This is a genomic window from Umezawaea sp. (genome assembly GCF_036375055.1).
Taxonomy (GTDB): domain Bacteria; phylum Actinomycetota; class Actinomycetes; order Mycobacteriales; family Pseudonocardiaceae; genus Umezawaea.
On record NZ_DASUSQ010000094.1, the window covers coordinates 92,013 to 115,333 of the forward strand.

The 23,321-nt window shown below is 73.7% G+C and carries 20 protein-coding genes; 15 read left to right on the top strand and 5 right to left on the bottom strand.

From position 1 onward, the window contains the following. Positions 1–12 precede the first annotated feature (12 nt). The 6 genes from VFZ92_RS25940 (at position 13) to VFZ92_RS25965 (ending at position 5,074) form a co-directional block, all read left to right on the top strand. On the top strand, positions 13–405 hold the full coding sequence (locus VFZ92_RS25940) for an ATP-binding protein (protein WP_330878640.1): 393 nt from the start codon (positions 13–15) through the stop codon (positions 403–405). Between the two features lie 370 nt (positions 406–775). Beyond that, on the top strand, positions 776–1,732 hold the full coding sequence (locus VFZ92_RS25945; protein WP_330878641.1) for an exopolyphosphatase: 957 nt from the start codon (positions 776–778) through the stop codon (positions 1,730–1,732). Position 1,733: 1 nt separating this feature from the next. Next, on the top strand, positions 1,734–2,108 hold the full coding sequence (locus VFZ92_RS25950; RefSeq protein WP_330878642.1) for an STAS domain-containing protein: 375 nt from the start codon (positions 1,734–1,736) through the stop codon (positions 2,106–2,108). 40 nt (positions 2,109–2,148) lie between these two features. Further along, complete coding sequence (locus VFZ92_RS25955; RefSeq protein WP_330878643.1) at positions 2,149–2,643, top strand: GNAT family N-acetyltransferase; 495 nt, start codon at positions 2,149–2,151, stop codon at positions 2,641–2,643. A gap of 79 nt (positions 2,644–2,722) precedes the next feature. After that, a complete protein-coding gene (locus VFZ92_RS25960; RefSeq protein ID WP_330878644.1) occupies positions 2,723–3,634 on the top strand; it encodes a sensor histidine kinase in 912 nt (303 codons plus the stop codon). A 117-nt stretch (positions 3,635–3,751) separates the two neighbouring features. After that, positions 3,752–5,074, top strand: a complete 1,323-nt coding sequence (locus VFZ92_RS25965; protein WP_330878645.1) for a wax ester/triacylglycerol synthase family O-acyltransferase — start codon at positions 3,752–3,754, stop codon at positions 5,072–5,074. 207 nt (positions 5,075–5,281) lie between these two features. On the opposite strand, the gene VFZ92_RS25970 is transcribed toward VFZ92_RS25965, so the two are convergent. Both VFZ92_RS25970 and VFZ92_RS25975 read right to left on the bottom strand, forming a co-directional pair. Beyond that, positions 5,282–6,391: a glycosyltransferase family 4 protein gene (locus tag VFZ92_RS25970; RefSeq protein WP_330878646.1), complete on the bottom strand. Its 1,110-nt coding sequence runs from the start codon at positions 6,389–6,391 to the stop codon at positions 5,282–5,284. After that, positions 6,309–7,535, bottom strand: a complete 1,227-nt coding sequence (locus VFZ92_RS25975; protein WP_330878647.1) for a hypothetical protein — start codon at positions 7,533–7,535, stop codon at positions 6,309–6,311. The genes VFZ92_RS25970 and VFZ92_RS25975 overlap by 83 nt, the downstream gene beginning before the upstream one ends. Before the next feature lie 270 nt (positions 7,536–7,805). Between VFZ92_RS25975 and VFZ92_RS25980 the strand changes: the two genes are divergently transcribed. From VFZ92_RS25980 to VFZ92_RS25995, 4 genes are read left to right on the top strand one after another with little or no spacing between them, the layout of a single operon-like run. Continuing rightward, positions 7,806–10,856: an arabinosyltransferase domain-containing protein gene (locus tag VFZ92_RS25980; RefSeq protein ID WP_330878648.1), complete on the top strand. Its 3,051-nt coding sequence runs from the start codon at positions 7,806–7,808 to the stop codon at positions 10,854–10,856. Then, positions 10,853–11,383, top strand: coding sequence for a phosphatase PAP2 family protein (locus tag VFZ92_RS25985; RefSeq protein ID WP_330878649.1), 531 nt, complete (start codon positions 10,853–10,855; stop codon positions 11,381–11,383). Before VFZ92_RS25980 ends, VFZ92_RS25985 begins: the two co-directional genes overlap by 4 nt. Next, the gene (locus tag VFZ92_RS25990; protein WP_414720013.1) at positions 11,380–12,285 is read left to right on the top strand and encodes a decaprenyl-phosphate phosphoribosyltransferase; all 906 of its coding nucleotides are present in this window, start codon (positions 11,380–11,382) and stop codon (positions 12,283–12,285) included. The genes VFZ92_RS25985 and VFZ92_RS25990 overlap by 4 nt, the downstream gene beginning before the upstream one ends. 11 nt (positions 12,286–12,296) lie before the next feature. Further along, positions 12,297–12,875, top strand: a complete 579-nt coding sequence (locus VFZ92_RS25995) for an adenylate kinase (RefSeq protein WP_330878651.1) — start codon at positions 12,297–12,299, stop codon at positions 12,873–12,875. A 360-nt stretch (positions 12,876–13,235) separates the two neighbouring features. On the opposite strand, the gene VFZ92_RS26000 is transcribed toward VFZ92_RS25995, so the two are convergent. Next, a complete protein-coding gene (locus VFZ92_RS26000) occupies positions 13,236–14,645 on the bottom strand; it encodes a hypothetical protein (RefSeq protein WP_330878652.1) in 1,410 nt (469 codons plus the stop codon). A gap of 123 nt (positions 14,646–14,768) precedes the next feature. On the opposite strand from VFZ92_RS26000, the gene VFZ92_RS26005 reads away from it, so the two are divergent. Further along, positions 14,769–15,428: an HAD family hydrolase gene (locus VFZ92_RS26005; RefSeq protein WP_330878653.1), complete on the top strand. Its 660-nt coding sequence runs from the start codon at positions 14,769–14,771 to the stop codon at positions 15,426–15,428. A 10-nt stretch (positions 15,429–15,438) separates the two neighbouring features. Next, on the top strand, positions 15,439–16,407 hold the full coding sequence (locus VFZ92_RS26010) for a TIGR03557 family F420-dependent LLM class oxidoreductase (RefSeq protein WP_330878654.1): 969 nt from the start codon (positions 15,439–15,441) through the stop codon (positions 16,405–16,407). 51 nt (positions 16,408–16,458) lie between these two features. Here the strand turns inward: VFZ92_RS26010 and VFZ92_RS26015 are convergent, their stop codons facing one another. Both VFZ92_RS26015 and VFZ92_RS26020 read right to left on the bottom strand, forming a co-directional pair. Continuing rightward, positions 16,459–17,679 carry a serine/threonine-protein kinase gene (locus VFZ92_RS26015; RefSeq protein ID WP_330878655.1) on the bottom strand — a complete coding sequence of 407 codons (1,221 nt, stop codon included), beginning with the start codon at positions 17,677–17,679 and terminating at the stop codon, positions 16,459–16,461. A gap of 172 nt (positions 17,680–17,851) precedes the next feature. Next, complete coding sequence (locus tag VFZ92_RS26020) at positions 17,852–19,192, bottom strand: PucR family transcriptional regulator (RefSeq protein WP_330878656.1); 1,341 nt, start codon at positions 19,190–19,192, stop codon at positions 17,852–17,854. Between the two features lie 81 nt (positions 19,193–19,273). Between VFZ92_RS26020 and gabT the strand changes: the two genes are divergently transcribed. The 3 genes from gabT to VFZ92_RS26035 all read left to right on the top strand — a co-directional run bounded on the left by gabT (position 19,274) and on the right by VFZ92_RS26035 (position 23,266). Next, positions 19,274–20,605, top strand: coding sequence for a 4-aminobutyrate--2-oxoglutarate transaminase (gene gabT / locus VFZ92_RS26025; RefSeq protein WP_330878657.1), 1,332 nt, complete (start codon positions 19,274–19,276; stop codon positions 20,603–20,605). Beyond that, positions 20,602–22,029, top strand: coding sequence for an aldehyde dehydrogenase family protein (locus VFZ92_RS26030; protein ID WP_330878658.1), 1,428 nt, complete (start codon positions 20,602–20,604; stop codon positions 22,027–22,029). The genes gabT and VFZ92_RS26030 overlap by 4 nt, the downstream gene beginning before the upstream one ends. Positions 22,030–22,264: 235 nt before the next feature. Further along, on the top strand, positions 22,265–23,266 hold the full coding sequence (locus VFZ92_RS26035) for a LacI family DNA-binding transcriptional regulator (RefSeq protein WP_330878659.1): 1,002 nt from the start codon (positions 22,265–22,267) through the stop codon (positions 23,264–23,266). Positions 23,267–23,321: the final 55 nt, after the last annotated feature.

Here is a 23,321-nt window from a genome sequence, read left to right on the forward strand (position 1 = left end):
GGGGAGCGGGATGTGCTGAACGAACCAGCGACACCCGTCGCCGTTGAGCTCCCGGCGGAGTCCGGTTCGTGCTCGCGGGCTCGACGTCTGGTCGACGAAGCGGTCACGAACTGGGGCCTGCCGGAGGAGTTCGCGGACGACGCCGCGCTGGTGGTCACCGAACTGGTGTCCAACGGCGCGGACCACGCGGAGGGGCCGCTGCGGCTCACGGTGAGCCGCACGGACGACGGTGTGCGCATCGAGGTGCACGACCGTTCCTCCGCCCTGCCCGTGGTGAGACCGGTCAGCCCGGAGTCCCCCAGGGGTCGGGGGATGATCATCGTGAACGCGCTCAGCGAGAGCTGGGGCGTCGAGCCGGACGGGAACGGCAAGACCGTCTGGGCCGAGCTGGCCGTCGCGCGCTGACGGGGCGCCCCGCACCGGGGCCCTCGGCCGGGGTGCGTCCGCTGGTCGGCGTCGCGCGCGGATCTCCTCCTGCTCGGCGTCCCCGCTGCTCCCGTCCCGCGCGCGGGAGGACGTGGCCGGTTCGCCGTCGCGCTCCGCGTAGGCCGCCGGACGGGCCCCGGTCCGTTCCGCGCGGGTCGTGGGTCGGACCGCGGCACCCGTCGGACGGGTGCCGGACCGCGTCACGGACGGTCCAGTTCGCCCTCCTCCCAATGGCCCAGTGCGCTACCGCCGCCACGGTGACATTTGCCCTACCTGGGACACTGTGGGTTTGATCGAGTGCCCCAGCGGGCATGAACCCGGTCCCCGCACGACTTCAGGAGGCGCAGGAATGCCCGGTAGACCCGAGCGGGTCGGAGTTCTCGACGTCGGCTGTTTCAGCGCTCAGCTCGTCGTGGTGGACCGGGCACAGGGGTCGCTCCTGCACCCCGAGGTGTCGCACAAGGTGCGGCTGCGGATGGACCGGACGCTCGACGACCGGGGGCGCATCTCGAAGGCGGGCGTGGACCAGTTGGTGTCCGCGGTGCGCGAGGCCCGGCGGCTGGCCGACCGGGCCGAGGTGTCGACGCTGGTGCCGTTCGCGACCTCCGTCATCCGCGACGCCGCCAACGGCGCCGACGTGATGGAGCAGGTCGCCGTCCGCGCGGGCGTCGGGCTCGGCGTGCTGTCCGGGCCGGAGGAGGCGCGGCTGTCGTACCTGGCCGCCCGCCGCTGGTTCGGCTGGTCGGCCGGGCCGCTGGTGGTGCTGGACGTCGGCGGCGGCACGGTGGAGATCGCCGCGGGCGTGGCGGAGACGCCGGAGTTCGCCCGGTCGCTGCCGCTGGGCGCGCGCACCCTGACCAGGGAGTGGCTGGACGACGCCGCGACGACGCCGCGCAGGCTGCGCGAGCTGCGCGACCACCTGGTCGAGCGGATCGAGACGGTGCTGCCCGTGACGGCCGAGGGCCGCGCGGTCGGCTGCTCCAAGGTGTTCGAGCAGCTCGCCAGGCTCGCGGGCGCCCGTCCCCAGCGCGAGGGCCCCGCGGTGGCGCGGCAGTTGACGCTGGCCGACCTGCGCTCGTGGATCCCGCGGCTGGCCTCGCGGTCGGCGCGGCAGCGCGCGCGGCTGCCGGGGATCTCCGCGCACCGCGCCCGCCAGTCGCTCGCGGGCGCCGTCGTCGCGGAGGCGCTGATGTCGACCGCGGGGCGCGACGTGGTCGAGATCTGCCCGTGGTCCACCAGGGAGGGCCTGTTGCTGAGCCTGATCGAGCACCGCGGCCGTTCCGACGGCCGGGTCAGGGTCGCCTGACGTGCCTCGCGAAACGATGACGCTCGCGGTCGAGACCGACCGCGCGGGGCGCGTGGTGGTGGCCGTGCGGGGCGAGGTCGACCAGGCCGCCGCGGTGAAGCTGATGCACAAGCTGGACCGGTTGGTCACCGAGGGCCGGGCCAGGATCGTGCTGGACATGTCCGGGGTCAGGTTCTGCGGCGCGCAGGCGTTGAGCGCGCTGGTGCGCACCCGTGCCCGCGCCGACCGGGCAGGCGGCTGGCTGCGACTGGCGGGCACCCCGCCGCACGTGCGGAAGGTGATCGCCGTGACGGACCTCGACCGGCTGCTGCCGAACCACGAGGACGTGGCGTCCGCGCTGCTGGGCAGACGGGCCCCGGCGGACACCAAGAAGTAGTCGCGGGCGTGCGGGGGCGGGGGCGGCGTACGTTGCCCCCGTGGAGATCCGCCTCGCACGCCCGGACGAACTCGTCGCGCTCCAGGGCATCGAGATCGCCTCCGGCGAGCCGTTCCGCGCGATCGGGATGCCGGAGATCGCCGACGACGACCCGCTCCCCCTCGCCGTGCTCACCCACCTGCGGGCGCTCGGGCAGGTGTGGGTCGCGGCCGACCCCGAGCCGGTGGCGTGGATCGCCGTGGAGGAGGTCGACGGCTTCGCGCACGTCGAGCAGGTGAGCGTCCACCCCGACCGCGCGCGGCGGGGCGTCGGGCGCGCGCTGCTCGACCACGTGGACCGGTGGGCGGCCGAGCGGGGTCTGGGCGGCCTGACGCTGACCACGTTCCGGGACGTGCCGTGGAACGGGCCGTACTACGAGCGGCTGGGGTTCCGGCCGGTCGAGGACCTGACGCCGGGGCTGGCGGAGGTCGTGGCGCGGGAGGCGGCCCACGGGCTCGACCCGAGGACGAGGATCTGCCTGCGCCGCAAACCATGACGAGCGTCTCAGATCATTGTGGTTTCACGGCCACCGCGAGCGGGAACCACACCGGTGACCCGCCACGGGAGGTTGCTCGATGGTCGACTTCGTACACGAAGCGCTGTTCTACCAGGACCGGGACCAGTACCTGGCCGCGACGGTGCCGTTCGTCCTGGACGGACTCGCGGGCGGCGAGCCGGTGCTCGTGGCGGTGCCGTCGTACAACGTCGACCTGATCCGCGACGAACTGGGCGCCAAGTCCGAGCACGTGCGCTTCCTGGACATGACGCAGGGCGGTCGCAACCCCGGCCGGATCATCCCCGGCGTGCTGACCCCGTTCTCGAACGAGCACCCGTCGCGCGTGCGCATCATCGGCGAGCCGATCTGGGCCGGCCGGTCGGTGACCGAGTACCCGGCCTGCGTGCAGCACGAGGCGCTGATCAACACCGCGTTCAACGGCGTCGACGCGACGATCCTGTGCCCGTACGACACCTCGGGGCTCGCACCGGACGTGCTGGTCGACGCCGAGCGCACCCACCCGGTGCTGCTCGCCGACGGCGACCGCCGCCCCAGCCCCCGCTACGACGACCCCCGGCGGATCGTCACCGACTTCAACGTGCCGCTGCCCACGCCCCCTCGTTCGGCGGTGGCGTACTGGTTCGACATGCACAGCCTGCCCGCGACCCGCAGGCTCGTCACCGACTACGCGACCACCGCGGGCCTGACCGAGGACCGGGTGGACGACCTGGTCCTCGCGGTGAACGAGCTGACCACGAACAGCATCGAGCACGCGAACGGCGGCGGTGAGCTGCTCGTGTGGCAGGAGGGCGACGCCGTCGTGTGCGAGGTGCGCGACCAGGGCACGCTGCGCGACCCGATGGTCGGCAGGCTCAGGCCGTCGGCGAGCGCGCAGGGCGGGTACGGCGTCGTGATGGTCAACCTGCTCTGCGACCTGGTGCGCGTGCACTCGGGCGACTCGGGGACGGCCATCCGCGTGCACGTCGGCTGACGCATCACCCGATCGGTCCTGCGCGACGGTCTCCTGTCACGTGGTGGCCTCACCGCCGTCATCCTCGCCTGGTTGTCTGGACGCGTTCCGGACGCCGTCGGCGGAGGACCTCCACACATGACCGCACACCAGTTGAGCCCCCTGGACGTCGCCTTCCTCTGCCTGGAGGACGGCAGGAACCCGATGCACCTCGGCGCGGTGGCGACGTTCTCGCCGCACCAGCCGGTGCACCCGGCGCGGATCGTCGCGCTGCTGTGCGAACGGGCGCAGGAGATCTCCCAGCTGCGCAAGAGGACCAGGGCGTCGTGGCTGCCGCCGGGCGGCGCCTCCTGGGTGGACGACCCGCGCTTCGCGGTCGAGGACCACGTGACGGGGCACCACCTGCGCCCCCACGGCGGTGAGGACCGGTTCGCCGAACTGGTGTCCGCGCTCATGGCCCAACCACTGGACCTCGGCCGTCCGCCGTGGGAGCTGCACGTCGTCACCGGCCTCGCGGGCGGGCGGTTCGCGGTCGTGGTGAAGCTGCACCACGCGCTGTGCGACGGCACGAAGGCGGTCGGCCTCGGCCTGCGGCTGCTGGACGACCTGGGCCGCGACGTGCCCGTCGCGCGGGAATCGGAGCCGGGCCCCGTCGGCTTGGCCACCACCGTGGTCGACTCGCTGAGGGAACTGGCGAGCACGGCCACCATCGCCTCCGCGGTGCTGCGCAGCGCACGCACGCCGGGCACCCGGTCGCCGGTGCTGACCCGGTCGGCCCGGCCGCGCCAGGTCGTGATGGCCCGGCTCGGCCTGGACGAGGTGCAGCGGGTGCGCAAGCGGCACGGCGGCACGGTGAACGACGTGCTGCTGGCGCTCGTGACGGGCGCGTTGCGGCAGTGGCTGGTGGCGCACGACAGCGCGGGCGAGGGGGCGACGGTGCGCGCGCTGATCCCGGTGAGCAGGCGGGGCCGCGACCCGAGGGGCGGTGGGGGCAACCAGATCTCCGGTTTCCTGTGCGACCTGCCGGTCGGCGAGCCGGACGCGCGGCGCCGTCTGCGGGCGGTGCGCGCGGACATGGACCGCAACAAGGCCGTCGGCCCTGACCGGGGCGCGGGCGCGCTGCCGCTGCTGGCGGACCGCATCCCGGCCGCGGTGCACCGCCTGGCGACACCGCTGGCGGGCCGCTGCGCACCCCTGCTGTTCGACGCGCTCGTGACGAGCGTCCACCTGCCCGCGCTGCCGCTGCGGATGGACGGCGCGGACCTCAGGGAGGTGTACCCGGTCGCGCCGGTGGCGGCGGGCCACGCGGTGGGCGTCGCCCTGTCGGTGTACCGCGGCGGCGTGCACGTCTGCCTGCACACCAACCAGCCGTGGATGTCGGGGTCGCGCTGGCTGCTCGGCGCGCTGCGGCGGGAGCTGGCGGCCCTCGACCACGCCGAAGCCCGTGTAGACGGCGCATAGAAATCGTCCGTACCGTCCGGAAGACCTCCAGAGCCCACGGGAGTCACGATGGAGCTGACGTCGACGCAGGAACCCGAGACGCGAGAATTCCAGGTCCCCCCGCGCGAGTGGTGGGACGAGGAACCGACCATCGTGCGCGGTGAGGACTAGCGGCGCGGTGGGAGTCGCCGGGGCCCACCGGGACGAGCGGCGGACCCCGGCGACGGCTCAGAGGCGTGCCTTCGCGAACAGCTCCTCGTAGGCGTCGAGCACGGCGGGCACGCTGTAGCGCTCGGCCGCCGCGGCCACGCCCGCGGCGCGGTCCGGCGGGCTGTCGCGCAGGTCGCGCAGCCGGTCGGTGATGTCGCTCGCGACGCCGGGCCGCACGAGCGCGCCGAACCCGGTCTCCCGCACCGGGATGCGGACGCCCGGCAGGTCGCTGGCGAGCGCGGGCACGCCCGCGAGCATCCCGACGACCTGGACGATGCCGAAGGCCTCGAACGCGTTGACCGACGGCAGCGCGAACACGTCGAGCGAGGCGTAGAAGTCGCCCAGCGACTCGTCCGGGACGAACCCGAGCAGCCTGATGCGCGGGTCGCCGTCGATCCGTTTCCGCACGCGGTCGATGACGCTGCCGCCCGCGACGTTGCCGAACTCGCCGCCGATCAGCAGGCGGGCGTCCGGGTCGTCGAGCGCGCGGAAGCCGTCGACCAGGAACTCGACGCCCTTCTCCTCCACGATCCGGCCGAGGAACCCGACGTGCGGGCCGTCGCCGTCGCGGAACGACGGCTCCCCGGCGGGCACCGGTCGGCAGGGCGGCGGCACGGCGGCCATCGCCGGTCGGATCGACGGCCACAGCCTGCTGTGCTCGGCGTAGTCCTCGCTGGTCACCGCGACGATCCGCGCGTGCTTCATGGCGAGCCTGCTGGACGCGTCGACGACCTTGCCCTGCACGGTGTTCAGCACGCCGGGCGGCAGGCTGACGTCGCAGTGGTAGGTGAGCACGACCGGGCAGCGCGCGCCCTTCGCGACCAGGCCCGCCTCCAGCATCGGCAGGTGCACGTTGAGCACGCGGGCCGTCCTGGACGCCCGCACGACGGCGCGGGTGAACTCGGGGCTGATGGTGCCCTTGCCCAGCTTCGCCAGCACGGGGGCGCGGGTCACGCGCACACCGTTGACGACCTCCTCCGCGGGCAGCGACGGGTCGTGCCGGGTGGTGACCACCCTGACCCCGCGCCCGCGTTCGGCCAGGCCCTCAGCGACGTCCCTGGCGAAGTTGGTCAGCCCGGACACGTAGGGCGCGTAGTAGGTCAACGCGATGACGAGGTCGTCGTGCACGACTGTCCTCTCCGGAGGTGATGAGCAGGAGCACGCCGGTGATCCAGCCGAGGCCGGACCCGACGAGGAACGAGAGCTCGGCGCGCAGCAGCAGGTCCGGCACGAGCGCGAACACCGCGGCGGCCGAGGCGATGCCGACCAGCCAGGCCCGTGCGACCTCGGCGTGCAGCGCGGACGCGACCAGCGCCTGGGTGGTGGTGATGAGACCGAGGTGCGCGACGACGCCGACCGCCATCAGCGCCAGGTCGCCGCCGGCGAGCACGTAGGACGCGCCGAACACCAGGCGCACCAGCCACGGGCCGAGCAGGGCCGCGAACACCGCGCCCAGCACACCGAGCGCGGCCAGGGCGGCGGTCAGCTTCACCAGCGTCCGCACCAGGGTCCGGCCGCCCTCCCGCGCCAACCGCGTCAGCGACGGGAGCAGCGCGGTCTGGAGCGGCACCGCCACGAACAGCGGCACGCGCACCAGCAGGAACGCCGCGAGGAACCGGCCCGCGGTGTCGGAGTCGGTCGCGGTGGCCGCGACGACGACCGGCAGGCCGTTCAGCAGCAGCTGGGCGCAGACCGAGCCGAACAGCAGCGGCAGCAACGACCTCAGGAAGTCCGAAGTGGACACCTCGCCCGCGCCGCGGGGCAGCGTGAGCAGGAGCGGAAGGTGCGCGAGCGCGATGGCGGCGACGAGGGTCCACGCGAACCCGGCGCTGTCCGTCACCACGGCGTAGCCGAGACCGAGCGCGAACAGCACCCGCAGCGCGGTGTCGACCACCAGCAGGCCGCCGTGCCACGCGAGCCGCCCGCTGCCGATGAGCGCGCCCCGGACGAGGAACTGGCCCGCGGACACCAGGCACAGCGCTGCGACCGCCACCACCGCCCACGGCTCGCCCCCGAGCGGGTCGAGCAGCAGCGGTGACGCCGCCGCGACGAGCAGGAGTTCGACGGCGGCGAGACCGAGCGCGACGCGGGTCGCGGCCCTCATCGCCGTGTTCGGCGACAGCCTGGCCAATTCCTGTTCCACGGGGAGGAACGCGCCGAATCCGATCAGCAGGGAAAGCGACCAGAAAGCGCCGAAGTACCCGTACTCGGCGGGCGTGAGATTCCTCGCGACCACGGCCAGGTAGGCGTTCACGAGCAGCCCGGACGCCACGACGCAGGCGCCGACGAGACCGATGGACCTCGTTCCGCCGCTGGTGGGAGCGCTCAGGACGGTTCACCTCACACGACGCGGACACGGGGATCGCCGAACCATAACGGCAACCGGCAGGGCGGAACGCCCCTGTTCCCGGCCCGTAACACGCTGCTCACGTGGTTAACGCAAACGTTGCAGCGGAAGGCGCGACCACGTCCTCCACGTAATTGAGCGGCACTACGTTCACGGCTCGTCGATGAATACCCAGCCGACTGAGGACCACCACGAGTGACGACAACGATTACCCCTGCGCCCGAGGTCGAGTCCACTCCGCCGCCCCGTCGGCGCGGACCGGCTCTCCGCACGATCGTCCTGGTCGCGGGTCTGCTCACCGTGGTGTTCGCGGGTCTGCTCCCGCTGGCCCCGGTGACGGTCAACGACCCCACCGTCCAGTGGCCGGAGGACGTCTCGGCGCCCCGGTCCACCAGTCTCGCGCTGGGCGCCTACAAGCCGCTCGGCCTGGACGTCCGGTTCAGCTGCGACACCGCGCGCGCCGCCGGTGGCGCGGGCGTCGTCGTGTCCACCATGGACCCCGGCGTACCGGCCGTGGACGAACGGGGGCTGAGCGTCCGCACGGTGGGCGACCGGCTGCTGATCCGGGCCACCGGCACGACCCTGCTGGACTCCCCGCTGCCCGCGGGCGACTGCGCCTACCGGGTGCGCGGCGACCGGAACGGGCTCGCGGTGCTGCTGGACGGCACCGAGATCAGCCACGGCGGCGTCCTGCCGGACGTGCACTCGCTGGCGACCACGCTCACCGCGCTGGACGGCGCGACCGCCGACGACCTGTCGGTGTCGGTGCGGGTGGACGACCAGTTCACCACCAGCCCGTCGACCGCGAAGGTCGTGCTGATGGTCCTGCTGGCGCTGGCCGCGCTGGTCGCGGTCGCCGGCCTGGTGCGGATGGACACGCGGATCTCGTTGCCGCGCACCGGGTTCCGGCCGCGGCTGGTCGACATCGTGGTGCCCGCGGTCATGGTGCTGTGGGTGTTCCTGGCCCCGATGTCCGACGACGACGGCTACTACAGCGCGATGGCGCGCAACGTCGACGTCACCGGCTACGTCGGCAACTACTACCAGCTGCTCAACCAGGGCTTCACGCCGTTCGCCTGGTTCTACTACTTCCTGTCCGAGTGGCAGGTGCTGTTCGGCACGGCCCCGGTGGTGCTGCGCGTCCCGGCCCTGCTGTTCGGCCTGGTGACGTGGTTCGCGGTCCGCTGGTTCGTCGCGCGGGCCGGGGTGCTCCCCGCCGCCTGGTCGCGGCGCGGCCCGTGGGTCGACCGCGGCGCGCGGGTCGTGCTCGCGTCGGCGTTCCTGGTGTGGTGGCTACCGCTGGACATGGGCGTGCGGCCCGAGGGCGTCGTCACGATGTGCGGTGCGCTCACGCTGCTGGCCGTCGCGAAGGCCGTGGAGTCGCAGCGGCTCACGCCGCTCGCCGCGGGCATCGGCGTCGCGGGCGTCGGGTTCTTCGCCCACCCCACCGGTTTCACCGTGCTGGCACCGCTGGTCGCCGGGCTGCCGCTCCTGATCCCGCTGCTGCGCAAGGACACCGACGGCACGGCGGACTGGAAGACCGTGCTGGCGCGGACGCTCGGCGTGCTCTCACCCGGCGCGGTGGCCGTGGTCTTCGCGTTCTCGGACGGCACGCTGCGGGACTTCGTGCACGCGCAGGACATCTTCCTCCGCATCGCCGGGCAGGACAGCTGGTACACCGAGATCTCCCGGTACACGTTCCTGCTCAACACGAGCGACCCGATGGCGAACTACGCCAAGCGCGCTCCCGTGCTGCTGTGCCTGGTCGCGCTGGTGTGGTTCGTGGTGCTGGTGACCTCGGCGCGGGCGCGGCGCGTGCCCGTCCCGCCCCGGCTGGCGCTCGCGGGCTGGTCGACGCTGTTCGCGTTCCTGCTGCTGTGGTTCACGCCCAGCAAGTGGACGCACCACTTCGGCAGCTTCTCCGGCATCGGGTCGGCGTTCCTGGCGCTGCTGCTGGTCGGGTCGGTACCTCTGGTGCGGGAGCTGACGCGCGACCGGAAGCTGTCGGTGCCGGTCGTGCTGGGCGCGGTGGTCAGCGTGTCGGCGATGATGGCGCTCGCGTTCCACGGGGCCAACAAGTGGCCGTACTCGTGGCTGCTGGGCATCCCGAACCCGAACGTCTCGCCCGGTGTGTCGGTGATCAGGTTCGACAAGCCCTACTGGGGTCTGATCGCCATCGGGGTGGTGGCGTTCCTGGTGGCCCGCACGCTGCCGCACTGGCGGAAGCTCGCGGTCGTCGTGGCCGTCCCGGTCGTGGTGGTGCTGTTCTTCCTGGCCAACATCACCTACCTGGTCGGCGGTTTCTCCTACGCCACCGTGCAGACGCTGGGCACGTGGTCGCCGTGGGCGGCAAACGTCCGCGACCCGCTCGCCACGAACTGCGGGGCGGCGGAGGCGATCGACGTGCTGGACGTGCGCGGCGCGCAGCCGCTCGCGGAGCTGGCGGGCCAGCCCCCGGTCGACGGGTCCGCGTTCGCCCAGGGCCGCGGCTGGTTCCCCTCCGCTCCCCCGCCCGAGGGCGGAGCGGGGGAGACGGCGTGGGGCAGCCTGGTCGACCGGCCGGGCCAGGAGTTCCCCGAGCAGACCGTCGGGAAGCTGACCACCCCGTGGTTCGTGCTCGACGGCGGCCCGGACGCCACGGCCGTCCTGGTCTCGGGGCTGCTCGGTCAGGGCAACACGCTCACCGTCGAGTTCGGCACGGCGACGGGCAGGGTCCTGGGCACCACGCCGATCACCGACCAGCAGGACAGCGTCATCTGGCGCAACCTCGTGCTGCCGCCCGCGCCGTCGGGCGCGGAGACCGTGCGGCTGGTGGCGGCCGACGGCTCGATGGGCTGGGGCGGCTGGCTCGCCGTCACGGCCCCGTCGGTGCAGCGCGCGGTCCCGCTCAAGGACTACGTGCCGAGGGACGCCGCCGTGGCGGTCGCGTGGCAGTTCGCGTTCCTGTTCCCCTGCCAGCGCCAGCCGGAGCTGCGCGACGGGATCATCGAGCCGGTCTCCTACGCCGTGCAGTGGGGCGACACCGCCACCGGGGGCATCTCCGACGCCACCTGGCAGCCCGTGCGCGGCGGCCTCTTCGGCGACGTTCTCGTGTCGCAGTCGATCACCGCGCTCACCGCCGGGATGCGCGACTTCCCCGGCGCGCACTCGACCCAGGTCTACCAGACGGAGGCCCGCTACCCCTCGGGCCGGTACACCCTCACCCACCAGCGCAAGACCCTGTTCGGCTGGGAGGCCATGCGATGACCGGCTCGATGAGCGCGCGGGAAGCCCTCGCGCTGAGCGCGGTGCAGTCGGCGATCGGATCACCACCGGTGGTGCGCGCGGCGAAGGCGCTGTCCCTGTTCGGCGAGCACAGCGCGGGCTGGTTCGCGCTCGGCCTGGTCGGCGCCGCCGTCGACCGCGAGCACCGTCGCGAGTGGACGGTCGCGGCCGGGTCGGTGGTCGCCGCGCACGCCGCGTCCATCGTGGTGAAGCGGGTCGTGCGCCGCGGGCGGCCCGACCACCCGGACGTGCGGGTGCTGGCGGGGACGCCGAGCGGGCTCAGCTTCCCCTCCTCGCACGCCACGTCCACGACCACCGCCGCGATCCTCTACGGCGCGTTGACCAAGCAGCCCCTCACCCCCCTGCTGGTGCCGCCGATGGTGCTCAGCAGGCTCGTGCTGGGCGTGCACTACCCGAGCGACGTCATCGCGGGATCGCTGCTCGGTGCCCTCGTCGCGGGCGGCGTGCGGCGCCTCACCTCCCGCCGACCCGGACCGGAGGAGCGATGACCGTGGCCGCGACAGCCGACGTCCGTCCCGCGCCGTGGCGCACGTTCCTCGGCCTGGTGCGGACCGCACGCCCGCACCAGTGGACGAAGAACGTGCTGGTGCTCGCCGCGCCGTTCACCTCCACCCGGATCTTCGAGGCCGACGTGCTGCGCTCCGCGGCGCTCGCGTTCGCCGCGTTCTGCCTGGCCGCGTCGTCGATCTACCTCGTCAACGACGCCAAGGACGTGCTGGCCGACCGGGAGCACCCGAGGAAGAGGCTGCGGCCGATCGCCGCGGGCGTCGTGCCCGTGCCGCTCGCCCACGGCGCCGCGGTGGTGCTGGCGCTCGGGTCGCTGGGCGTCGCGGCGGCGGCCAACTGGACGCTCGTCGTGATCATGGCCGTGTACCTGGTGGTGCAGCTCGGCTACTGCTTCGGGCTCAAGCACCAGCCCGTGCTGGAGCTGTGCGTCGTCGCCTCGGGCTTCCTGCTGCGGTGCATCGCGGGCGGGGTCGCGGCGGACATCGTGCCCTCGCAGTGGTTCCTGCTCGTCACCGCGTTCGGCTCGCTGTTCATCGTGGCGGGCAAGCGGTACGCGGAGATCAAGCTGTACCAGTCGACCGGCGCCGCGATCCGGCACTCGCTGACGAAGTACTCGGAGACCTACCTCCGGTTCGTCTGGGCCACCTCGGCGGCCGTCATGAACATGACGTACGGCCTGTGGGCGTTCGAGATCAGCCAGCGCACGCACAACAGCTGGGGCGCGCTGTCGATGGTGCCGTTCGTCATCGCCGTGCTGCGCTACGCCGTGGACGTCGACAGCGGCAAGGCCGGTGCCCCGGACGACCTCGCCCGCACCGACCACGTCCTCCAGGTGCTGGGCCTGGTCTGGCTCGGGACGCTCACGCTGGCGATCTACGTCTAGCCTGGTCGCTCGTGCGCCTGCTCTCCCACGACGACCCGCTCCCGCTGGAGCACCCCCGCCGCTTCGCCGTGGCGGGACCAGCGGGGGCGGGCAAGTCCACGCTCGCCGAACGGCTCTGCGGCCCGCTGGGCGTGCCGTTCACGCAGTTCGAGTCGTTCTACCACGCTCCGGGCTGGACGGTCCGGGAGACGTGGCGGCAGGACGTGCTCGCGTTCGTCGCGGGCCCGGTGTGGGCGATCGAGTGGCAGGGCGAGGAGGTCCGCGAGGAGCTGACCGCCCGCACCCGGGTGCTGGTGTGGCTGGACCACCCGCGAGCGCTGACCGTCGGCCGCACCGTCGTGCGGACGGTGCGGCGCAGGCTCGGCGGCGGCACCCCGATCCCCGGCGGGAACGTCGAGGGGCCGCTGCGGACGTTCTTCACCGACCCCGACCACATCGTCAGGGAGGCGTGGCGGCGGCACCCGACCGTGCGGGCCGGGGTTCGGCGCCTGATCTCGGAGGACCGGCACCCGGACCTGGTGGTGGTGCGGCTGCGCGGGCAGCGGCAGGTGCGGGAGTGGGTGCGCGGACCGTTCACCGCGGCGGTGTGACCAGGATCCGGTCTCACGGCTTCCGGGCTCCTCCGGGACGCGCCCGCTGCCCCGTCGACACCGGCCCGCACGGCCTCAGCGCTGGACCAAGGCGGCCGACGAGCACGGCCGGGACATGATCTCCACGGCCCTGGTGCGTGCGGCCTCGGCGCTGGACCGCGGACACCGCCGTGGCGGCCACGGCCCGGCACCGACCCAGCGCCGGACCGAGGACACACCCGCAACGCACCCCGCAGCCCCCTCGACACCGGCCCGCGCGGCCTCGGCGCTGGACCGCGGAGACGGCCGTGGCGTCCACGGCCCGATCGGCGCAGCGCCGGAACGCACCCCGCAGCCCTCTCGACACCAGCCCCCGCGGCCTCAGCGCTGGACCGCGGAGACGGCCGTGGCGTCCACGGCCAGGTAGGTGTCCTCGGTGGCCGCCTCCAGGAATCCCGGCCGAGGATCGGGCGTGAAGGTCACCGGGCTCTGGAGGAGGTCCTCCCAGCTGCGGTCCGCGCCCTCCTCGAACCCCTCCCTGGTCCGCTCGACGGCGTCGGACCAGCGCCGCCGCTCCACCTGCCGCTGGATCAGCCGCCGCTCCTGCTCGGTCCGCTCCACCTCGTCCTCCGGCGCGCCGACCCTCGGCCTCGGCAGCTCGTCGTCGACCACCGACGCCACCTCGGCCTCGACCCGCGCGAGGGCGGCGCACGCGCCGAACAGGCGTCGGGACATGCCGACGACGAGGTCGGTGCCGGGCACCCGGCCGGTGAGCATGTCGAGCCGCCGGTCGCGGTGGCCGTCCTCGCGGCGGGCGGTCTCGCGCTCGTCCATGGTGGAGCGGTCCTCCTCCAGCAGCGTGACCAGGCCGATCCCGCCGCGGCGGGTGCCGCGCTCGGTCACGCCCGCGCCGACCGGCAGCACGCTCCACTCCCGCCTCGGCATGGCGACCAGGGCCAGGTGGACCAGCATCCGGGACAGGGCGAGGGTGAGCAGCCGATCGTCGTCGGCGGCCGTGGCGGACGCCGGGGCACCGGAGGCCTCCTCCACGTCCAGCGTCACGAACACGCGGTCGGTCAGGCTGGTGCCGCACAGCACCTTCACGTGCGGTCCGTCCATGAGTCCCGGCCTGCGGAGCTGCTCGGCGCCCTTCGCCAGCCCCGTCCTGCCGAGCCGCTTGGCCCCCTTCGCCTCGACCAGCCACGGCAGACCGGTCCGGGGGTGGTAGCCGACGAGGTCGGGGAGCCCCGTCGTGGACGACCAGGCCCACCCGGCGCCGGTCGGCGAGTGCTCCTCGGCGTGCACGGTGGCCCCCAGCCCCATCAGGCCGCGGCACGCCCACTCGGCCATCGTCATTCCGGCGCGGTAGCCGAACGCCGCCCTGGCCGTGACCTCCGTGCCGTCGGTGTAGACGACGTTCGGCTCCAGCGTGAACCCGGTGCCGCCGGTGGACGACCGGTGGCGGGTGCGGACGAGGTACGCCGACAGCGGTGACCTCCGCGCGAGGATCTCCGCCCACGCCAGCGACGGCACGGCGGCCAGCCAGGCGGTCCGGTCCCGGCCCACCGAGGTCGCCGCGTCGATGACGTCGCGCCACGTCGTGCCGACCCGGTACGCGCCGGAGGCGGGCACCACCCCGGCTCTGGGCCACGGTGTGACGACGCCCGCCACGACAGCGGGTTTGGGGCGCACGTCCGGCGTGAGCGGCGTCGACCGGCGCACGAACACGGGCACGTCGAAGGCGTCCGAGATGCCGATGAGCGAACTCGTGGCTCCTCGTGGAGGCAGCATGTGGTCGAGCGTCCCAGAACCGGGGTGGAGCTGACCAAGGTTGACCGCTCAAGAACGGTACCGCCGGGTGATCCCCGTCGGACTCGTGTTTCACCCCGGAGGGGCGGGGGAAACCGCCGTGGCATGACGAACACGCTGCTACTGGACGTCGACGGCACGCTGGTGGACACGAACTACCACCACACGGTGGCCTGGCTGCGCGCGTTCCGGTCGGTCGGGCTGACGGTGCCCGCGTGGCGGGTGCACCGGGCCATCGGCATGGGCGGCGACCGGCTGGTCGAGGCGGTCGCGGGCGAGCACGCCGAGGCCGAGCACGGCGACGCGGTCCGCAAGGCGTGGAAGGACGAGTTCGACGGTCTCCTGGCCGAGGTCCAGCCGTTGGAGGGCGCGCACCGGCTGATCACGTCGGCGGCGACCGAGCACGGCTTCGCCGTGGTGCTGGCGAGTTCCGGCAAGCGCGAGCACCTGGAGCACTACCTCGACCTGCTCGACGTTCGCGACGTGATCGCGGGGTTCACCACGTCCGAGGACGCGGAGGACTCCAAGCCCGCTCCCGACCTGCTCCAGGCCGCCCTGTCCACAGTGGACTCCGAACGGGCCGTCGTGGTCGGCGACTCGGTGTGGGACTGCGACGCGGCCCGGCGCACAGGGCTCCCGGTCGTGGGCCTGCTGACCGGCGGGTTCAGCGAGGCCGAGCTGCGGGAGCACGGCGCGTCCTCGGTGTACGTGGGGCTGGACAACCTCCGCTCCGACCTCGTCGACCTGCCCTTCGCCGCCGTCTAGGAGGACCACCATGCGCATCGGCTACACCCTGATGACCGAGCAGGCCGGGCCGAGGGCCCTCGTCGAGCACGCCGCGAGCGCCGAACGCGCCGGCTTCGACTTCGAGGTCATGAGCGACCACTACTTCCCCTGGCTCGACGAGCAGGGGCACGCGCCCTACGCGTGGAGCGTGCTGGGGGCGGTGAGCGTCGCGACCGAGCGGATCGACCTGATGACCTACGTGACGTGCCCGACCATGCGCTACCACCCGGCGGTCGTGGCGCAGAAGGCCGCGACGGTGCAGGAGCTGAGCGGCGGCCGGTTCACCCTGGGCCTCGGCTCGGGCGAGAACCTCAACGAGCACGTGATCGGCCGGGGCTGGCCGCCGGTGAACGTGCGGCACGAGATGCTGACCGAGGCGATCGAGATCATCTCCCAGCTGTTCGACGGCGGGTACGTCGACTACGTGGGGCAGCACTTCCGGGTCGACTCGGCGAAGCTGTGGGACCTGCCCTCCACCAGGGTGCCGCTCGCGGTCGCGGTGTCGGGCAAGCAGTCCGTGCAGGCGTTCGCCCCCGTGGCGGACACGATGGTCGCGGTGGAACCGGACGCGGACCTGTGCCGCCAGTGGGACGTGTTCAAGGGCGACGGCGGGCCCACGCGCAAGGTGGGTCAGCTCCCGGTGAGCTGGGGGCCGGACCGCGACGAGGCCGTGGCGCGGGCGCACGAGCAGTTCCGCTGGTTCGCGGGTGGCTGGAAGGTCAACGCGGAGATCCCCGGCACGGCCGGGTTCGCGGCGGCGAGCCAGTACGTGACGCCGGAGGACGTGGCGGACAACATCCCGTGCGGGCCGGACGTCGAGCCGATCGCCGCCGCGGTCGCGAAGTTCCGCGACGCGGGCTTCACCGACCTCGCGCTGGTGCAGGTCGGCGGCGACCACCAGGAGGACTTCCTGGACTTCGCGAAGGGCGAGCTGCTGCCCGCGCTGCGCGCGGTCTGACCCGCTGGCGCGGTGGCCGCGTGACCCCCGGCGGGGATCGCGGTCACCGCGCTAGGACTGCGGTGCCACGGCGTCCGACCGGGGCGGCGGGCACGGCGGCGGGCTGCCGTTGGGCAGCGGCGGTGGCGGCTCCACGCCCTCGGGCAGCGGCGGGCAGCCGGGTGGTGGCTGGCGGCGCGAACCCGGCGGGGGCTTCACCACGGTGACCGTCTCGGTGGACTGCTTCGCGCCGCCCGAACCGCCCGATCCCGGCAGGTCGCCCGGATCCTCGTCCTTGGTGGTGGTCGCGAGCGCCACCGCGACGGCGATCAGCGCCGCGGCGACCGCGCCCGCGAGCACGACGCCGACCCTGGCGGGTGCCCGCTTGGTGATCGGTGTGCTGCTCGTCGGCTCGTCGTCGAAGGCCGCTTTGATGTCCGTCAGCGGCGGCACGCCGACGCTGGCCGCCTGCGCGGCGCGCAGCAGCTCCGCGCACTGGGCGGCGCGCGGGCGGCGGCTCGGGTCGGAGTGGGTCATGGACACCAGGACCTCGGTCCACGGCTCCGGCAGTCCCGCCGGGACGCGCGCGGGCCGGGACAGCCTGGCCAGTGCGGCCTCCGTGTCGCCGCCGGGGTACTCGGCCTGGCCGGTGAGGCACTCCAGCAGCACGAGGCCGAGCGCGTAGATGTCCGTCGGGGGCGCGACCTCCCGGCCGCGCAGCTGCTCCGGCGCGAGGTACCCGGCGGTGCCGACGAGCAGCCCGGAACGGGTCACGCGGGTGGCGTGGGCCTGCAGCGCAAGGCCGAAGTCGGCGAGGTAGGCCTGCCGCCCGGTGTCGTCCAGCAGGATGTTCGACGGCTTGATGTCGCGGTGCACGATCCCCCACGCGTGGACGAAGTCCAGCGTGTCCGCGACCTGCGCGCCGATGCGCGCGACCAGCGACGGCGGGAGCGGGTGGCGCATCCGCTGGCGCAGCGTGCCGCCGTCGACCACCTGCATCACGTAGTACGGCCGCCCGCGGTGGGAGCCGGTGTCGAACACCGTGACGACGCCGGGGGTGTGCAGCGCGGCGAGCATCTGCGCCTCGCGGTCGAGCCGGATCTGGTCCTCCGGCGTGGCACCGCTGAGGAAGAGCTTGATGGCGACCGAGCGGTCGAGGCGGACGTCCCTGGCGCGGTACACCTCGGCCATGCCGCCGGTGCCCAGCAGACCGCCCAGTTCATAACGGCCGCCGATGACCTTGCCACTCTGATCGCCGTCCCAGACGGCGGTCGCTTCACTGCGGCTGGTCATCCCCGGCCGGCCCTCCCGCTTTGCCCGTCACACACGAGCAACCTACCCGCCACAGGGCGAAGTTGCCCGTGTGGGGTCGAATCAGCGATCTTCGTCGCACGCGTCCCCACGCACCCCTCAGCGCGCAGATGCACGTGCATCTGCATGGAGGTCGTTCGTCGGCCCCCCGGTGTTACTCGCCGAGGGCCAGCCACAGCTCGGCGCGCACCCCCGGCGCGTCGAGGGACCTCCCGAGCAGGGATTCCGCTCGGCGAACCCGGTTCCGGAGGGTGTGCCGGTGGATGCCGAGCCGGGTCGCGGCGGGGTCCCACTGGCCGTGGTGGGCCAGCCAGACGCGCAGCGACTCGCGCAGCTCCGCGGAGAGCGGGCGCAGCAGCGAGTCCGCGAACGCCCTGCCCGCGCCCTCGGGCAGCAGGGCCATCAGCCCCGCGCCCGCGAGGTCCGCGAACCGCACCACGGGCGCGGACGGCCGCGCCGCCGCCAGCGCGTCCAGCGCCTGCCGGTAGCCCTCCGCCACGTCGGACACCTCGACCGGCAGGGAGATCCCGACCGACGCACCCGGCACGGCGGGCACCTCCTCCGCCACCACGACCACGCGACCGTCGACCTCGGCGGCGAACCCCGGCACGTCCTGCACGGCCACGCCGTCCAGCGCCGCCACGTGCAGCGGGCCGGCGGGCAGGTCGGGCACCAGGTCGCCGCGGCCTGCCAGCAGCAGGTGGAACTCCGCGGTCCGCGACCGCCGCCGCGCGGTGTCGGACTGGGCCAGCGCCAACGTGAGCAGGGACGCGGCCGTCGTCACGATGCCGCGGTCGGCCGGGTCCCACGGCCTGTCCCGGCCCACGGCGAGGAACCCCCGGCCGCGTCCGCCGAGCACCTGCATGACGACGTGCTCGCCGCCGGTCTCGAACGCCGAGCTGGCCAGTCCGCCGGACGTCCTGAGCCGCGCCAGCTCCGGCTCCAGGTCCGGCAGCGGGCGGAGGCCGAACGCGTGCACGGGCCGCCCGGCCGGGTCGAGCAGCACGACCCGCGCGTCCACCCACTGCCCCAGCCGCCGCACCACGGCCGCGACGCCGTCCCGGCCGACCGCGGCGCGGGTGAGCGCCCGCTGGGCCTCCCCGGCACGAGTGAGCGCGGCGTACTCGTCGGCGGCCACGGCCCGCGACACCGCCTTGCTCAGCGCGATGAACGGGGTCTCGCGCGGCACCTCCAGCAGCGGCAGGCCCGCGCGGGCGGCGGCGGCCACCAGACCCGGCGGCACGACCGCGTGGCTCAGGCCGGTGCCGAACCCGAGCCCCACCACGCCGACGGCCGCGAGCCGGTCGACGTACGCGCGGAAACCCCGCCGCACGGCCAGACCGGTGGTCAGCAGCAGCTCGCCGCCCCCGAGGAACGGCGTCGGGTCGACCAGCTCGGTGCCGTGCACCCAGGACACGGCGCGGTCCAGCCCCTGCGCGCCCGCGAGAACCGGCAGGCGCAGGTCGTCGACCAGGGAGCGCAACGTCGGCGGCACACTCCAGTTTGTACAGCAGGGACGCCGGAACGCGCCAGATCCGACACTGCGCCCCCGCTCGCGCGCCACCATGCTGGAGCCATGACGCGACTGCGCACCGCACTGCCCGGACCCCGGTCACTGGAACTGGCCTCGCGCCGCACGAGCGCGGTGGCCCAGGGGGTCGGGTCGACCCTCCCCCTCTACATCGAGTCGGCCGAGGACGGGCTGCTGGTCGACGTCGACGGCAACCGGCTCATCGACCTCGGCTCGGGCATCGCCGTGACGAGCGTGGGCAACCCGGCGCCCGCGGTCGCGGAGGCCGTGCACGCGCAGATCGACAGGTTCAGCCACACCTGCTTCATGATCACGCCGTACGAGGGCTACGTCGAGGTCTGCGAGGCGCTCAACGAACTGGTGCCCGGCGACCACGAGAAGCGGTCGGCGCTGTTCAACTCCGGCGCGGAGGCGGTGGAGAACGCGGTCAAGATCGCCCGGCACGCCACCGGGCGGACGGCCGTCGTCGTGTTCGAGCACGCCTACCACGGCCGCACGAACCTCACGATGGCGCTGACGTCGAAGAACATGCCGTACAAGCACGGTTTCGGGCCGTTCGCGCCCGAGGTCCACCGGGTGCCGATGTCGTACCCGTACCGCGACGGCGGCCTGAGCGGTGCCGAGGCCGCCGCCCGCGCGATCGACCTGGTCGAGAAGCAGGTCGGCGCGACCAACGTGGCGTGCGTGCTCGTCGAGCCGATCCAGGGCGAGGGCGGCTTCGTCGTGCCCGCGCCCGGTTTCCTGGGCGCTCTGTCCGCGTGGTGCACCGCGACGGGCGCGCTGCTGGTCGCCGACGAGATCCAGACCGGCTTCTGCCGCACGGGTTCCTGGTTCGCGAGCGACCACGAGGGCCTCGTGCCGGACCTGGTCACCACCGCCAAGGGCATCGCGGGCGGCCTGCCGCTGGCCGCCGTCACGGGCCGCGCCGACCTGATGGACTCCGTGCACGTCGGCGGGCTGGGCGGCACGTACGGCGGCAACCCCGTCGCGTGCGCCGCCGCCCTGGGCGCGATCCGCACCATGCGCGACCTCGACCTGTCCGCCGCCGCGCGCCGGATCGAGGGGGCGGTGCTGCCCAGGTTGAGGGCGTTGGCGGAGAAGACCGGATCCTCCGCGGCCTCCGCGGGGAGCACCTCGACCGGTCTGATCGGCGACGTCCGAGGCCGGGGCGCGATGCTGGCGATCGAGTTCGCCGAGCCCACGCCGGAGATCGCGGGCCGGGTCGCGAAGGCCTGCCACGCCGCGGGCGTGGTCGTGCTGACGTGCGGCACCTACGGCAACGTCGTCCGCCTGCTGCCGCCGCTGGTCATCCCGGACGACCTGCTGGCCGAAGGCGTGGACGTGCTCGAAGAGGCCGTCCTGGGGGTGATCGCGTGAGCACGCCGTACTGGGTCGCGGGCTCCGCGACGACGAGCGGGACCGAACTGGCCGTGCACAGCCCCTTCGACGGCGCGCTGGTCGGCACGACCTCGCAGGCGACGGCGGACGACGTCGAGCGCGCGGTGGCCGCGGCCGAGGCGGTCGCACCGGACCTGGCCGTGCTGCCCGCGCACGCCCGCGCCGCCGCGCTCGACCACGTGTCCCGGCGGCTGCTGGAGCGCGCGGACGAGGTCGCGGCGCTGATCACCGCCGAGGCGGGCAAGCCGGTCAAGTGGGCGCGCGTGGAGGTCACCAGGGCGGCCTCGACGTTCCGCTGGGCGGCCGAGGAGGCCCGCCGCTTCTCCGGCGAGCTCCAGCGGCTCGACACCGACCCGACCGCGAGCGGTCGGATGGCGCTCGTGCGGCGGGTGCCGCGCGGCCCCGTGCTGGGCATCGCGCCGTTCAACTTCCCGCTGAACCTGGTGGCGCACAAGGTCGCCCCGGCCATCGCGGTCGGCGCGCCGATCATCCTCAAGCCCGCGCCCGCGACCCCGCTGACCGCGCTGCTGCTGGGCGAGCTGCTGGCCGAGACCGACCTGCCCCCCGGCGCGTGGTCGGTGCTGCCGGTGCCGAACGAGGTCGCCGCCGAACTGGTGACCGACCCGCGCCTGCCGGTGGTCACGTTCACCGGCTCGGGCCCGGTCGGCCACGGCATCCTGGACCGCGTGCCGCGCAAGCACGTGGTGCTGGAGCTGGGCGGCAACGCCGCGGCCATCGTCTGTCCTGATTGGACGGACATCGACTGGGCGGCGCAGCGGATCGCCACGTTCGCGATGTACCAGGCGGGCCAGTCGTGCATCTCCGTGCAGCGGGTGTACGTGCACCGCTCGGTCTACGAGGAGGTCGCCGCGGCCGTGGTGGCGCACGTGCGCGAGCTCGGCACCGGCGACCCCGCCCTGCCCGGCACCGACGTGGGCCCGCTGATCACCCTGCCCGCCGCCGAACGCGTGCAGGAGTGGGTGTCCGACGCGGTCGCCGCGGGCGCGACCCTGCTGACCGGTGGCGACCGGGACGGCTCGACCGTCGCGCCCACCGTGCTGGCGGGGGCGCCGGAGGAGTCGAAGGTCGTCGCCGAGGAGGTCTTCGGCCCGGTCGTCGCGCTCCAGGTGGTCGACAGCGTCGAGGAGGCGTTCGACAAGGTCAACGCCTCGCGCTTCGGCCTCCAGGCGGGCGTCTTCACCCACGACGTGCGGATCGCGTTCCAGGCGTCGGCGAGGCTCGCGGTCGGTGGCGTGATCGTCGGCGACGTGCCGAGCTTCCGCCCGGACCAGATGCCCTACGGCGGCGTGAAGGAGTCCGGGACCGGCCGCGAGGGCGTCAGGTCGACGATGGACGACCTGACCGAGCCGCGCGTGCTGGTGCTGACGGGGCTGACCATCTGACCGCGCGGGCGAGCTGGCGCCCGGAACGGCGGTGGTCCAGACCAAGTGTCACCGCCACGTCCACTCCCGACAACAGATACCTCCAGGTAGCACACACCTTGTGAGGAACCCTCAAACCTCCGAGGCGTTCCCAGTTTTACGAATCTGGTGTGCTCCACAGGCTTGTCTCCCCGATCTTGACGGCTCGCCGGATCCGTGTGCATCCTGCATGGCCGCCACGACGAGAGGAGCCGCCGTGCCGGTCACCATCAGGGACGTCGCACGCCAGGCCAGGGTGTCGGTGTCGACGGTGTCGCGGGCGATCAGCGCACCGGACCTGGTTCGAGCCGACACCAGGGAACGCGTGCTGGAAGTGGTGCGCGGACTGGGCTACCAGCCCAACCCCGCCGCCAGGAGCCTGATCACCGGGCGCACCGGGAACCTGGGCATCGTCGTCCCGGACCTCGGCAACCCGTTCTTCCCGTCCGTGCTGCTCGGGGTGCAGGCCAGAGCGCGCGAGTCGGGCAACTCGGTGTTCTTCTGCGACAGCGGGCAGGACGGCGCGACCGAGGAGGAGCTGATCCGCACGATGGCCCGCCAGGTCGACGGCGTGGTCGTGTGCGCGTCGGCCCTCGACGACGAGACGCTGGCCGAGCTGTCGACGCTGACCACGATGGTGCTGGTCAACCGCGTGCTGCCCGGCGTGCCGTCGGTGCTGCTGGACAGCGCGGCGGGCATGGCCGCCGTCGTGGAGCACCTGGCGGCGCTGGGGCACCGGCACTGCGCGTACCTCAACGGCCCCGTGCGGGCCTGGTCGAACCAGTTCCGGCGCACCGGGCTGCGGGAGGCCGCGTGCCGCACCGGGATGTCCCTGCACGAACTGGGGCCCTACGAGCCGACGTTCCAGGGGGGCGCGCTGGGCGTCGACGCGGCGCTCGCGGCCGGGGTCACGGCGATCATCGCCTACAACGACCTCATGGCGCTGGGAGTCCTGACCAGACTCGCGGAACTCGCCGTGTCGGTGCCGGAGCGCGTCAGCGTCACCGGCTTCGACGACATCCTGTACGCCTCGATGTGCGGCCGCCCGCTCACGACCGTGAGGATGCCCGCCGAACTCGCGGGCCGCGCCGCCGTCGAACTCCTGCTCGACCGGCTCGACAACGCCAACGGCACGGCGGAAGTGCTGCTGCGGGAACTTCCGACCACATTGGTCATCCGGGCTACCACCGCTCCCCCTGCCGGGCTAGCCCACCTCTGAAGACCTCCGACCACCGTTCCCCGCTCCCGGACCCCGCCTCCGGGAGCGCCTCGGC

Excerpts from the sequence above, each read along its gene's own strand:
- VFZ92_RS26000 (WP_330878652.1), bottom strand. The coding sequence starts at position 14,645 with ATGCTGCCTCCACGAGGAGCCACGAGTTCGCTCATCGGCATCTCGGAC.
- VFZ92_RS26015 (WP_330878655.1), bottom strand. The coding sequence starts at position 17,679 with ATGACCAGCCGCAGTGAAGCGACCGCCGTCTGGGACGGCGATCAGAGT.
- VFZ92_RS25985 (WP_330878649.1), top strand. The coding sequence starts at position 10,853 with ATGACCGGCTCGATGAGCGCGCGGGAAGCCCTCGCGCTGAGCGCGGTG.
- VFZ92_RS25945 (WP_330878641.1), top strand. The coding sequence starts at position 776 with ATGCCCGGTAGACCCGAGCGGGTCGGAGTTCTCGACGTCGGCTGTTTC.
- VFZ92_RS26010 (WP_330878654.1), top strand. The coding sequence starts at position 15,439 with ATGCGCATCGGCTACACCCTGATGACCGAGCAGGCCGGGCCGAGGGCC.
- VFZ92_RS26005 (WP_330878653.1), top strand. The coding sequence starts at position 14,769 with ATGACGAACACGCTGCTACTGGACGTCGACGGCACGCTGGTGGACACG.
- VFZ92_RS25965 (WP_330878645.1), top strand. The coding sequence starts at position 3,752 with ATGACCGCACACCAGTTGAGCCCCCTGGACGTCGCCTTCCTCTGCCTG.
- VFZ92_RS25960 (WP_330878644.1), top strand. The coding sequence starts at position 2,723 with ATGGTCGACTTCGTACACGAAGCGCTGTTCTACCAGGACCGGGACCAG.
- gabT (WP_330878657.1), top strand. The coding sequence starts at position 19,274 with ATGACGCGACTGCGCACCGCACTGCCCGGACCCCGGTCACTGGAACTG.
- VFZ92_RS25990 (WP_414720013.1), top strand. The coding sequence starts at position 11,380 with ATGACCGTGGCCGCGACAGCCGACGTCCGTCCCGCGCCGTGGCGCACG.